General features: G+C 66.1%; 10 protein-coding genes and 1 tRNA gene. 4 read left to right on the top strand and 7 right to left on the bottom strand.

Annotated features, from left to right (window positions below; genetic code table 11):
• Positions 1-8 precede the first annotated feature (8 nt).
• On the bottom strand, positions 9-389 hold the full coding sequence (locus tag AC5P68_RS16220) for a response regulator (protein WP_005410076.1): 381 nt from the start codon (positions 387-389) through the stop codon (positions 9-11).
• Between the two features lie 132 nt (positions 390-521).
• On the opposite strand from AC5P68_RS16220, the gene AC5P68_RS16215 reads away from it, so the two are divergent.
• Together AC5P68_RS16215 and AC5P68_RS16210 are read left to right on the top strand one after the other, a co-directional pair.
• Positions 522-607 (top strand) — tRNA-Leu (locus tag AC5P68_RS16215).
• Positions 608-807: 200 nt separating this feature from the next.
• Positions 808-2,241 carry a GGDEF domain-containing protein gene (locus AC5P68_RS16210; RefSeq protein ID WP_033833935.1) on the top strand — a complete coding sequence of 478 codons (1,434 nt, stop codon included), beginning with the start codon at positions 808-810 and terminating at the stop codon, positions 2,239-2,241.
• On the opposite strand, the gene AC5P68_RS16205 is transcribed toward AC5P68_RS16210, so the two are convergent.
• Both AC5P68_RS16205 and AC5P68_RS16200 read right to left on the bottom strand, forming a co-directional pair.
• Positions 2,238-4,064, bottom strand: coding sequence for a methyl-accepting chemotaxis protein (locus AC5P68_RS16205; RefSeq protein ID WP_033833936.1), 1,827 nt, complete (start codon positions 4,062-4,064; stop codon positions 2,238-2,240). The two genes, AC5P68_RS16210 and AC5P68_RS16205, sit on opposite strands and share 4 nt — an antisense overlap.
• Positions 4,065-4,318: 254 nt before the next feature.
• Positions 4,319-4,579, bottom strand: coding sequence for a hypothetical protein (locus AC5P68_RS16200; RefSeq protein WP_329761723.1), 261 nt, complete (start codon positions 4,577-4,579; stop codon positions 4,319-4,321).
• A 273-nt stretch (positions 4,580-4,852) separates the two neighbouring features.
• On the opposite strand from AC5P68_RS16200, the gene AC5P68_RS16195 reads away from it, so the two are divergent.
• Both AC5P68_RS16195 and AC5P68_RS16190 read left to right on the top strand, forming a co-directional pair.
• Positions 4,853-5,941: a DUF5694 domain-containing protein gene (locus AC5P68_RS16195; protein ID WP_033833937.1), complete on the top strand. Its 1,089-nt coding sequence runs from the start codon at positions 4,853-4,855 to the stop codon at positions 5,939-5,941.
• Positions 5,942-6,005: 64 nt separating this feature from the next.
• A complete protein-coding gene (locus AC5P68_RS16190) occupies positions 6,006-6,965 on the top strand; it encodes a right-handed parallel beta-helix repeat-containing protein (protein ID WP_164124353.1) in 960 nt (319 codons plus the stop codon).
• Here AC5P68_RS16190 and AC5P68_RS16185 read toward each other — a convergent pair.
• The 4 genes from AC5P68_RS16185 to AC5P68_RS16170 all read right to left on the bottom strand — a co-directional run bounded on the left by AC5P68_RS16185 (position 6,939) and on the right by AC5P68_RS16170 (position 12,494).
• Positions 6,939-7,223, bottom strand: a complete 285-nt coding sequence (locus AC5P68_RS16185) for a hypothetical protein (RefSeq protein ID WP_049453095.1) — start codon at positions 7,221-7,223, stop codon at positions 6,939-6,941. The two genes, AC5P68_RS16190 and AC5P68_RS16185, sit on opposite strands and share 27 nt — an antisense overlap.
• 62 nt (positions 7,224-7,285) lie before the next feature.
• Positions 7,286-9,475, bottom strand: coding sequence for a PAS domain S-box protein (locus tag AC5P68_RS16180; RefSeq protein WP_005410083.1), 2,190 nt, complete (start codon positions 9,473-9,475; stop codon positions 7,286-7,288).
• A 208-nt stretch (positions 9,476-9,683) separates the two neighbouring features.
• Positions 9,684-12,071 carry a Tex family protein gene (locus AC5P68_RS16175; RefSeq protein ID WP_231522398.1) on the bottom strand — a complete coding sequence of 796 codons (2,388 nt, stop codon included), beginning with the start codon at positions 12,069-12,071 and terminating at the stop codon, positions 9,684-9,686.
• Positions 12,072-12,278: 207 nt separating this feature from the next.
• Positions 12,279-12,494, bottom strand: a complete 216-nt coding sequence (locus tag AC5P68_RS16170; RefSeq protein WP_005410085.1) for a hypothetical protein — start codon at positions 12,492-12,494, stop codon at positions 12,279-12,281.
• Positions 12,495-12,833 lie beyond the last annotated feature (339 nt).

The following is a 12,833-nucleotide window of genomic DNA, read 5'->3' as shown; positions in this document are numbered from 1 at the left end:
CGCCGTTCTCACGCCGTTGCGCTGGAACGGCCCACCGCACGGCTCAGCGCCCGGGTCAGATCCGCCGACAGATACGGCTTGACCAGCAGTACTCCGGACAGCATGGACTCGGGCAGCTGCTCAGCCAGCATTCCGGTGGCAAGCACGAACGGTACGCCTCGCGCCGACAATGCTGCCGCCACCGGCTCGCTGGTCTCGTTGCGGGCCAGGCGATAGTCCAGCAGGGCCACATCGGGGACCGAGTCTTCCAGCACGCGCAATGCTTCAGCCACGCTCGCCGCCAACCCGACCACGGTCGCGCCGGCATGCACCAGCTGCATCTGCAGCAAGGCTGCGCTCATCTCGTCGTTCTCGACCACCAGCACCCTCAGGTCCTGCAACACTGTCATCGGCTATGGCTCCTGGAGGCATTCAAGCCGGCGCAGTATAGCCAGCGCAGAGCCGATGCCGACAGGAAACGCCTCGATCTGCCTTGCCCCTATGAAAGCCCTGCCCTCCTCGGTTACACTCACACGCTGCCTGCCGGTGTGGCGGAATGGTATACGCAGCTGACTCAAAATCAGCCGGGGGTGACCCCATGAAGGTTCGAGTCCTTTCACCGGCACCACAGCATCAAAGGCCAGGTCCATGACCTGGCCTTTTGCTTTTCGGGCGATGCAGGCCCGTGTAGCCGCTCCGGTGTCACTGTGCTGACGCAAAACTGCGACCGCTGACAGGGTTGTCGCTAGACGTAGTGCACACTTTTCTTGCCAGCCTCACGTACATCTGCCTATGGTGATCCCGCCGGATCCGGGGGTGGGGGACTGCATGACGTTGCGTGCTGCACTGTTTTTTCTCGTCACGCACGCGCTCGTCATTGCCTTTGTCGGCCCGCAGGACCCGGTCGGCTCCTACCTGATGCTGATCACCGCCCCGCTGCTGGCTGCACTGGCCTGCGTACGGCGTGCACGTGTCAGCCAGGCGGCCTGCCAGTGGCGACTGCTCGGCGCGGCCGTCGGCCTGTTCTCTCTCGCGCTGCTGGCGCTGCTGTACCGCAATGTGGCCGGCCTCGCCCCTGCGCAGATGACCGCCTCAACACTGATCCTGTACGTGTTCTACCGGATCCCCCTGACCTACGTCGCTGCAAGCCCGGGCGGCGGGAACCGCTACATCCGTGCGGTGGACCTCGGGATCATTGCCCTGCTTTGGCTGCTGTACTACCTGCATGCGCGGGCCATGGCGCCGCTGAACACCGCCTTGTGGACGCAGTGCCTGAACACCATGAGCGGCGTGCAGAACAGCCTGGTGTTCTGCTTCGCACTGATCCGTTTCCTGGCCGAGGACGATCCGGACCGCCGCGTTTTTTTCCGGACGCTGACGATCTACGCGCTGGGCTACTTCCTGCTGGCCTTCTACATCAATACCTATCAGCCGCAGGTGCCCGACGGCAATTGGGGCGACCTGCTGATCAGTGGACTGTTCGTGCTGCTGGCCATCCTGGCGGGCAGCCATCGTCGCTGCCCGGCAGTGGAGGTATCCCGCAGCCTGCGGCGCATCGTCGATGCCGGCGTACCACTGATGCTGCCCTTGCTGCTGATGCTGGTGGCGCTTCTGGTCGCGCGCCTGCAGCCGACCCTGGCCACGGTCGGCTTCATCGGCTCCCTGCTCGGCTATGCGCTGCGCAGCGTGCTGAGCCAGGTCGAGATCCAGCGCCAGCGCGATGAACTGGAAACGCTGGCGCGGCGCGATCCGCTGACCGGACTGGGCAACCGGCGCAGCTTCGATGAGTCGCTGGATCGGGCCCACCGCCGCGCGCGCCGCCAGGGCCAGGGCCTGGCGGTACTGATGATCGACATCGACCACTTCAAACGGCTGAACGACACCTACGGCCATCCGGAAGGTGATCGGCGCCTGCGTGCCGTCGCCGGCATCCTCGATGGCTGCCTGCAACGGGGCGACGATCTGCTGGCCCGCTATGGCGGCGAAGAGTTCATCGCCGCCCTGCCCTCGCCCGATGCCACCCACGCCCTGGGCCTGGGCGAACGGCTGCGCGCTTCGGTCGAAGCCGCAGCCCTGCCCGCCCCCGTTTCCAGCGTCACCATCAGCATCGGCGTGGCCTGGCAGGCACCCGGCGAAGACGGCGATCCGCGCGGCCTGGTCGAACGCGCCGACCAGGCCCTGTATCGCGCCAAGCATGCCGGTCGCAACTGCGTACGCGGCGACACCGAAACCAAGGAAGAACAGTCCGGTCGCCGCGCCTAGACCGCATGCAGCGCCGCCGCTCCGTGCCGGTGCCCGGCGCCGCCCTGCAAGCGGAAGCTGGCCACCGTCTGCAGCAGCTGCGCCGACTGCTCTTCCATGCTGCGTGCCGCCGCCGACGCCTCCTCGACCAGGGCCGCGTTCTGCTGGGTGCCCTGGTCGATCAGATCGACGGCCTGGTTCATCTGCTGGATGTCGTCGCTCTGCTGCTGCGAGGCAGTGCTGATTTCGGTCATCAGGTCGCTCACCCGGCGCACGTTGGTCACGATCTCGTCCATGGTGCGGCCCGCGCTCTCAACCTGCGCCGTACCGGCACCCACATTGGCAACCGACTCATCGATCAGGTGCTTGATCTCCTTCGCTGCGCTGGCCGAACGCTGCGACAGCTCGCGGATCTCGGTGGCAACCACGGCAAATCCACGGCCGTGTTCACCGGCGCGCGCCGCCTCCACCGCTGCGTTCAGCGCGAGAATGTTGGTCTGGAAGGCGATGCCGTCGATCACCCCGATGATGTCGACGATGCGCCGCGACGAGGCATTGATCACCGCCATCGTTTCGACCACCTCATGCACCACACTGCCGCCGCGCGCAGCGACATCGGCGGCTCCACCGGCCAGCTGGCTCGCCTGGCGCGCGTTGGTGGCGGTGCGCTGCACGGTTTCGGCCAGGCCCTTCATCGACACCGCGGTTTCCTCGAGCGAAGCCGCCTGCTGCTCGGTGCGCTGCGAGAGGTCGCTGTTGCCCTGTGCGATTTCAGTCGCGCCGACTGCGATGGTGTCCGCGGCGAACTTGATCTGGCCGATGATCGCGGCCATCGCCTCGACCAGCGAATTCACGCCTTCGCACAGTTCGGCGATCGAGCCATTCTTGTCGGCGGTGGCCACGCGCTGGGTCAGATCGCCCTGCTTGGCCGCGGCCACCACCTCGCGGGTCTGCGCCACCGCGCGCTGCATGGCCTGGTTTTCATGCACCTGCGCGGTGATGTCGGTGGCGTACTTGACGACCTTGAACGGCTTGCCATTGAGGTCCAGGATCGGGTTGTAGGACGCTTGGATCCAGACCTCACGCCCGCCTTTGCCAAGACGCCGATACTGGCCGGCGTCATATTCGCCGCGCCCCAGTTTCTCCCAGAACTGGCGATATTCGATGCTGCTGCGATGCTCGGGCTCGACAAACAACGAATGGTGCTGCCCGCGCACTTCGTCCAGGCTGTAGCCGGTGGCGGCCAGGAAATTGTCATTGGCCGACAGGATGCGGCCATCCATGCTGAACTCGATCACCGCCTGCGACTTGGTGATCGCGGCCAGTTGCCCCGCCGAGTCGGCCGCCTGCAGCTTCTGCGCGGTGATGTCGGTCGCGAACTTGACCACCTTGTACGGCCGCCCCTGGCGGTCCAGTACCGGGTTGTACGAGGCCTGGATCCAGATCTCGCGCTGGCCCTTGCCGAAGCGGCGGTACTGTCCGGCGTCGTATTCGCCGCGCTCCAAGCGCGCCCAGAAGTCGCGGTATTCGGCGCTGCGCGCCAGCTCGGGGTCGACGAACAGGGAATGATGCTTGCCCTGGATCTCCTCCAGCCGGTAGCCCATCGCCTGCAGGAAATTGTCATTGGCCTGCAGGATGGTGCCGTCGAGCGCGAACTCGATGACGGCCTGCACGCGATGCAGCGCGGCCACCTGCGCTTCCAGCTCGGTGCGGTCGGTCATCGCCTTCTCTGTGCCGGTGCGTTGCTGCGGCGCCAGTACGCCAAGCAGCGCACGCCACGGCGACCAACGGGTGTGCAGCTCGGCCGGCGCCTGCGCGCCTGCCGTGAAGCCTGGAATGAGCATTGTCTGATCCTCGGTGTCCGGTAAGCGGTTGTGACCCGACGGGCGGGATGCCCGGCGGCAACATCAGTTGCCAGGGACTACAGGTGCCAACGGCACCTCTCGAGCGACTGCCAAGAACGTCTGCTGCGGGTGCGATCGGCATCTGGGAGCGGCGGAACACACTGCGCGGACCGCCCATCGGGGGCAGCCTGGGGTCCTGCGGCGGGTGACTGGAGCGGGATCCAGAGGGAGTATCGGCGATGCCGTCGGCCGCTTTAGCGGGATTCCGCGACGTCCGTCGCAACTCCGTGCATTGCAGCCGGAATGCGGTAGACGATTGCCGTGTACTTCACGCCCTGCTCACGTGCTACAGGAAGTCCGCCGAGGGACTCAGCGAGGGAACGGCTGGACCGGCTCTGCTCGGCCACCGGATAGCGGAACGCAGCACAGCGCAGGCGCCCTGAGGCGGCCGACCACACCGCCGCCACGGCTTCGCGACCATAGCCGTGCCCATGCATCATTTCGGCGGTCCAGATGCCCAGTTCGGGTTCTGCGTCACGGGCTCGATGCAGGCCTGCCAGGCCAAGGAATACACCGGGGCGTGAATGGCCGGAGGTGCAGCCGCGGACTGTCGATGGTCCAGTCGTCGGACGTCATGTTCTGCATTGCCTGGGCGCTGGGTACAGCATCGCTCAGCAGAAGGATGCAGCTCAAGGCAAAAAGGTTTACATGACCAATGCGGGATTCCGCGGCAGGAGAATATGACCAGCATGAAGGTCCCGCAGGATGCTCATCGACATGGAGATCGCATGTTCCCTCGCTTTGCCAGCCTTCTCTTCCTGGCCGTGTGCAGCAGCAGCGCGCTGGCCAACGACACCGCCTATCGACCGGCCTTCCACCCGGACCAGCTGAAGGGACCGCCCGCGGGGCGCCCGAACGAAGTGCTGGTGCTGGGCAGCCCGCACCTGTCCAGCCTGCCGGAGACCTTCACGCCGGCGATGCTGGAACCTCTGCTGCAGCGTCTGGAAGCCTGGCGGCCCACCGCGATCGCAGTGGAGAACCTGTCCGGCCTGCAGTGTGACTTCATGCGCCGCAATCCGGCCCGATACGCGGACAGCGTAGCGGACTACTGCGTCGATCCGGCACCGGCGCAGGCCGCCACCGGCCTGGACGTGCCCAGCGCCAACGTGGAGATGGAACGCCTGCTTGCGGATTGGCCGAAGGCGCCAACCGCTGCCCAGCGACGCCGATTGGCCGCAGTGTTCCTGGCTGCGGGCGAGAGCAGCTCGGCAGTCGTCCAATGGCTGCGGCTGCCCAGGGAAGAGCGACGCGCCTCGGACAGCCTGACACCGGAGCTGGTGCAGTTCCTCGACACGCGCATGGCACGCCGCAACGAGGCCGGCCTGGTGGCCGGCGTCCTCGCCGCACGCCTGGGGCTGGAGCGGCTGTGGGCGGTCGACGACCACACTGCGGATTCGCCTACACCGGAATCGCAGCAGAAGGCCTACGCTGCCGCCATACGCGGTGCCTGGGACAATTCCTTCGCCAAAGCGCGCAGGGCGGCCGATGAACGACTGGAAGCCAATCTTGCTCGACCGGATGGGTTGCTCGCGATGTATCGCGCCTACAACGCACCCGAGGCCGCGATGCTGGCCTTCAACAGCGATTTCGGCGCGACGCTCGTCGAACCCTCGCCGGAAGGCTTCGGCCGCAACTACGTGGGCTACTGGGAAACCCGCAACCTGCGCATGGTCGCCAACATGCGCGACGTGCTCGGCCAGCACCCGGGCACCCGCATGCTGACCATCGTCGGTGCCTCGCACAAGGGCTACTACGAGGCGTACCTCAACCAGATGCACGATGTGCAGCTGGTCAGTGCGGATGAAGTTCTGCGTTGACGTCAAGCCGGTCGGCTGCGGTATCTTGGATGCAACTTCAACCACTCCACGGAAGGAACCCATAATGAAACAACGCATTTCCGCCGTACTCTTTGCCATAGGCCTGACCGGTGCTGCGCAGGCCTCGGCATGCGATCTCACTCTCGACAGTGGTGGTGACCTTGCTGCCGCAGTGACAGCCGCACCTGGCAAGAAAATCTGCCTGCGGCCTGGCGCCTACGTCACTGGGCCTGCACCACTTGAAGTACCCTCCGGCACGACCATCGAGGGATTGGGTGCGAGCATGGCCGACGTCGTGATCTCCGCCCATGGCTCCCCACAGAAGGCAATCGGGCTCGGCAGCGGCACCATGCTGCACAACTTCACATTGTCCACCGGTACAGGCGGAAACTTCGGTGTACTGGCCTATCATCAGGACCGCATCATCATCTGGAGCCTCGATATCGTCGGCTTCCAGATCAGCACTGGTGTCGTGGGCGGGAAAGGTGTGGATATATGGGACACCTTCATGCGTGCCAACGGCATAGCGGGCAACAATGTGGCAGACCCGAATCTGTGGATCACCGATTCCCGCGACGTCACCATCCTCTATGGGCAGCTGACCGGCCGCAAGGATGGCCCGGGGGGCGATGGCGAGATGGCCATCTACAACTCGAGCAACGTCATGATTGATGGCGCCCGCGTCATCGACTCCGGCGCCAGCGCCATCTATCTGGTGAACTGCGTCGACTGCACCATCAAGAACTCGGTGATTGAACGCCCTGGCGAATGGGGTATCGACGTCGTACAGGGTTCACAGCGCTTTCTTGCAGAAAACAATGCTGTAAGCGGTGCGAACTATGGTGGGGCGGTGTTTGAGACATCGGGCGGTACCACGGCAACATTCCGCTCCAACCGGTTCATTCAGAATCGTCGCTTGGGTGTTGGAAACTGCAACGGCATCAATGCAAAGGGTGGTGTTGCAGGCGTTATATCGACAGGTAACATCTCTTTCCCTTCAGGTGATCTCTGCGCCTTCCCGTGAAGCATGGGCCTGAGCATCAAAAGCATGAGGCGGTACTTCCTTCCTGCCCGCCCGCCACAGCACGATGCTGGCGGCACCGATGCAGGACAGCGTGAACACCAGCAGGGCGACCGCCCCGCCCTGTAGCACCGGCAGCAAGGCCTGCGCGTGCAGGTCGCCGCGCAGCTGTTCCGTACGCAGGCAGGCGGCCAGCGCGAGGCACCAGCCGACCAGGGCCGGGGCGAAGGCACGCACCGCCATCGGGTTGCAGACATTCATGGGATCACCTGTAAGAGAGGAGGTGCGCGGAGTATTTGCGCCCGCCCTCTCACAGGCTGAGATCAGCCCTCGACGACCTCGGAATCATCGCCCGGCAGCTCACTGGCCTCGCCCTGCACCTGCACGTTGTTGCGGCCCATCGCCTTGGCCCGGTAACACTGGGCATCGGCCGCGGCCACCGCCTGGTCCACGCTCATCCCTCCGGCCAGCGGCGCGATGCCGATGCTGGCCCCTACCCGCAACCGGTCCTGGTCCCACGGAATCGACAGCGACGCCAGGGTATGCAGCAGCTCGCCGCCAATGCGCGCTGCACGACGCGGCGTGCAACCGGACAGGATCACCGCGAACTCATCGCCGCCCAGCCGCGCCACCACATCCGAATCGCGCACCCCGTGACGCAGAACACTGGCCACTGCCCAGAGCACCGCATCGCCAGCCAGATGGCCCCAGGTATCGTTGATCGGCTTGAACCGGTCCAGATCGATGTACATCAGCGACGCGGCCTGGCCGGTACGTTCGACGCGGGTGATCGCCTGCTGCAGATGCACCTCGAAGCCACGGCGGTTGCTCAGTTCGGTCAGCGGATCGATCTCGGCCAGATGACGCGCCTCGCGCTGGCGGGCACGCTGCTGGGTATCGTCGCGCAGCACCCAGACCGCGCCTCGCACGTGGCCCTCGTCATCGCGCAACCAGGCGCGGGTCAGGTCCACCGGCACCGTGGCGGCACCCAGGCGCAGCAGCAGGTCGGCATGCAGGTCGACCGCATTGCTGTCCGGATCCAGCAGTACCGACACGTCCAGCACCGAACCCGGCGCGTATTCGGTGGTCAGCGCCAGCACATCCTGCACCTTGTGTCCGGCCAGCGACAACGCGCCATCGCCGGCCAACATGCGTACTGCAGCGGCATTGGCGTAATCGATACGGCCATCGAGGCTGACGCTCAGCACCAGGTCGGCCACGGCATCCAGGGTGATGCGGCTGCGCTGTTCGCTCTCGAACAGCCGCTGCTCGCTGCTGCGCTGGGCGGTGATGTCCTGGATCTGCGACACGAAATGCAACGGCTCGCCATGCTCGTTGCGCACCAGCGAGACAGACAATCGGGCCCAGATGACCTTGCCATCGCGATCGAGATAGCGCTTTTCCAGGTGGTAGTGGCTGCGACGCCCGGCCAGCAGGTCCTGCACCAGGGCCAGGTCGGTCTGCAGGTCATCAGGATGGGTGAGACGCTGGAAATCCACCTGCAGCAGTTCTTCCCGCGGATAGCCGAGGATCCGGCACAGCGCATCGTTGACGTCCAGCCATCGCCCTTCCAGTGACACCAGCGCCATGCCCAGCGCAGCCGAGGTGAATGCACCGGCGAACTTCTCCGCGGACAAGCGCGCTTCGGCCCTCGCCTGCAGGATCTCGGTGATGTCGATGGCCATCCCGACATAGCCGATGCGTACACCGTCGGCACCGTCCATGCGGCTGATCGAGAGGCGTACCTGGCGTGGCTGGCCGTCCTTGCGCAGCAGCGTCCATTGCCGCGAATAGGTCTGGCCATCGGCACGCGCACTGAGTGCCTCGAACACATCTGGCAGTTGGCCATCGGCATCGGCCAGCGGTCGCAGCCAGGCATTCAGTTCCTGCGGATCGTGGAAGGCATCCAGCCGGCGCTGGCCGACCACATCCGCCGCGCTGTAGCCCAGCAGGCGTTGCGCGCCCGTGTTGAATAGGGTGATGGTGCCATCGATATCGGTGGCGATCACCGCCACCTCGTCGGAGGCATCGACCACGGCCTGCAGGCGTTGCCGTGTTTCGGCCGCATCCTGTCGGGCCTGCTGCAGCTCGGTCACGTCGGCATGCGCGCCGGCCATCCACAATGGTTTGCCCTGCGCGTCCCATTCGAAGACGCGGCCACGGTCCTGGATCCATATCCACTGGCCATTCTTGTGGCGCATCCGCAGCAGGCACGCATAGTTGTCGGTGCGCCCCTCGAAATGCTCGTCCAGTGCCGCGTCCGACAGCGCTATGTCATCGGGATGGACCAGCTTCAGGAAGGTCTTCTGGCAGACCGGCTCCAGCTCTTCCAGGCGGTAACCGACAATCTCGGCCCAGCGCGCGTTGACCCGCATCTCGCCGTTCTGCACGTTCCATTCCCAGGTGCCCGCGGCGGTGCCATCGATGATCATCGCCAGCCGCCGACGCTCTTCGGCCAGCGCCTGCAGGCGGCGCTCCAGCAACCCGTTGCCGTTGGTGCCCTGGCCCGCCATCACCGCTGCCCCCGGCCCGCGCAGGCAGGCAGCGGCCGCAGCGCGACGCTGCAGACCTCAACGAAGACGACGGGTCCTGCTGGCGTCATGGCCCTCCCCAGCGACAGCGGGGTGGCCGGACGCCTCCCCTCAAGCGCAAGTGTGCGCAATCACGGGGAAAATCGACAAGTCCCCCGCCACGAATCAAGCGTGACGGGGAACACGGTCCTCAACTACGCTTGGCGCGGGCAAAGGCCTCGGCCAGGGCGTTGTTGGCCGGCGGCACGGACGCGGCGGGACGGCCGCCATTGCCCTGGCCCCGGTTCGGCCCGCGGTTCTGGCCGCCTGCATCCCGGCGCGGACCCTGCCCATGGCCGCGCTCATCACGCTGGCCCGGGCGGCTGGTGGCCTGCCCGGGGGTATCGTCCAGACGCCGGGTCAGGGCAATGCGCTTGCGCGCCACGTCCACCTCCAGCACCTTCACCTTGACGATGTCGCCAGCCTTGACCACGTCACGCGGGTCCTTCACGAAGGTGTCGGACAACGCCGAAATGTGGATCAGGCCGTCCTGGTGCACGCCGATATCGACGAAGGCACCGAAGGCCGCCACGTTGCTCACCACGCCTTCCAGCACCATGCCCTCGCGCAGGTCCTTGATGTCCTCCACGCCTTCGGCGAAGCGCGCAGCCTTGAACTCCGGACGCGGGTCGCGGCCCGGCTTCTCCAGTTCCTTCAGGATGTCGCGCACGGTCGGCAAGCCGAAGGTGTCATCGGTGAACTGCTCGGCCTTCAGGCCACGCAGGAAGCTGCCATCACCGATCAGCGCCTTGATCGGGCGTGCGGTGCTGGCCACGATGCGCTCGACCACCGGATAGGCTTCGGGGTGCACCGCCGAAGCATCCAGCGGCTGGTCGCCGTCGGCGATGCGCAGGAAGCCGGCGCACTGTTCGAAGGTCTTCTCGCCCAGGCGCGCGACCTTCAGCAGATCCTTGCGGCGCTTGAACGGGCCGTTCTCGTCACGATGGCGCACGATGTTCTCGGCCACCGTGGCCGACAGGCCGGACACCCGCGACAGCAGCGCGGCCGATGCGGTGTTCACGTACACGCCCACGGCGTTCACGCAGTCCTCCACGCGCGCGTCCAGCGCCCGCGCCAGCCGGTACTGGTCCACATCGTGCTGGTACTGGCCGACACCGATCGCCTTGGGTTCGATCTTGACCAGTTCGGCCAGCGGGTCCTGCAGGCGACGCGCGATCGACACCGCGCCACGCAGCGACACGTCCAGCCCCGGGAACTCCTTGGCCGCGAACTCGGAGGCCGAGTACACCGAGGCGCCCGCCTCGCTGACCACGACCTTCTGCAGCTTCGGGTTGGCGGCAGCCTTGATCGCTTCGCCGGCCAGCTTGTCGGTTTCGCGGCTGGCGGTGCCGTTGCCGATCGCGATCAGTTCAACGTTGTGCTTGGCGCACAGTTGCTTGATCGTCTGCACCGACTGGTCCCACTGGCGACGTGGCTCATGCGGGTAGATGGTGTCGGTGGCCACCAGCTTGCCTGTGGCATCGACCACGGCGATCTTGCAGCCGGTGCGGATGCCCGGGTCCAGCCCAAGCACGGTCTTCGGGCCCGCCGGTGCGGCCAGCAGCAGATCCTTCAGGTTGTCGCCGAACACCGCGATGGCCTCAGCCTCGGCCTTCTCGCGGGCCTGGTTGAACAGGTCCAGCAGCAGATGGGTGTGCAGCTTGGCGCGCCAGGTCAGGCGGCAGGCGTCCAGCAGCCAGCGATCGGCGGCGCGGCCCCGGTCGGCGATGCCGGCCCTGCGCGCCACGCGGCCTTCGGCGTACTGGTGGCCGGCCTCGGCATCGCTGCCCGGGTCCAGTTCCAGGAACAGGATCTCTTCGCGGCGCGCGCGGAACAGCGCCAGCAACCGGTGCGAAGGAATCTTCGCCAGAGATTCGGCATGTTCGAAATAGTCGCGGTACTTGGCGCCTTCGGTTTCCTTGCCCTCGGCCACGCGGGCACGGATCACGCCGTTCTCTCCCAGCCAGGTGCGCAGCTCGCCGACCAGCGCGGCGTCCTCGCCCCAGCGCTCCATCAGGATCGCGCGCGCACCTTCCAGCGCGGCCTTGGTGTCGGCCACGCCCTTGTCGGTGTTGACGAAGGCGGCCGCGAAGGCCTGCGGGTCCTGCGTGGGATTGGCCAGCAGTCCATCGGCCAGCGGCTCGAGACCGGCCTCGCGGGCGATCTGCGCGCGCGTGCGGCGCTTGGGCTTGTACGGCAGGTACAGATCTTCCAGGCGGCTCTTGGTATCGGCCGCCAGGATGTCGTTGCGCAGTTCGTCGCTGAGCTTGCCCTGTTCGCCGATGCTGGCCAGCACCGCCGCGCGGCGGTCCTCCAGCTCGCGCAGATAGGTCAGGCGCGCTTCCAGGTTGCGCAGCTGGGTGTCATCCAGGCCCCCGGTCACTTCCTTGCGGTAGCGCGCGATGAACGGAACGCTGGCGCCCTCGTCGAGCAGGCCGACGGCGGCGCGCACCTGGGCGGACTGGGCACCGATCTCGTCGGCGATGGTCTGGGCGATCTGCTGGGCGAGCGCGCTCTGGGCGTTCTTGGCGTCGTGCATTGCTTCAGGTCTGTGCCGCGGTACGGGAAGATCCCATTCTGGCAATCCACGACGGAGCCGGACAAGGCATTGACAGGGGGCGAGGTTCAGCGGCGGGGCCGGAGTGGACGCCGGCATCCTGGCGGAGAGAGGGCTCGGACTGGCCCTGGGGTGGGATGCCGGCGCGGGCGCGCGATGGTGGGCGCGCCCTGCCGCGTGTTGCGAAGGTCAGCGGTAGTGGCGGGCGGCGCGCTGCATGACGATCTCGTCACGCATGCCTTCCAGGGCCATCAGGCGGACCTTGCCGACACCCTGCAGTTCCATGAACCGCTCCGTGTAGAACTCCGGCCCCAGCGCGGTGTCGGCGCGGGATTTGCTGAAGCCGTAGGGCACCACGCCCTTCTCGCCATCCTTGCTACCACCGACATAAAGAACGATTGCCATGTGATGTATTCCTCCAAATTGCTACTGCGTACTGCACTCGATGAACGATGCTGCGAGCTCATCGAGGGAGAGCTTACCGCGTCGAACCTGACTGGAACGTCACGAAGGCTAATGACGATCGGTTGCATGCAAATGACTGCGGGATCGCAGCAGAATGCTTACGGATCTTTAACTTCCGGCTAACGAATCCGTGGCGGATTCCCGCCAACGGCGCAGCCCCTCGTGGGTGGTTTGGTTGTTCGCGGAAAGCTGGTTTCCCAGGGGCTGGCCGGGAGGGTGGGTAGTGCGGGGACGCCGTGAACCCGTCCTTGGGGGCTTGGCCGCGGCATCCATGCCGCG

It is taken from the genome of Stenotrophomonas sp. YJH_SMC_58 (assembly GCF_059369635.1).
This window is presented reverse-complemented; position numbering and strand designations above follow the sequence as displayed.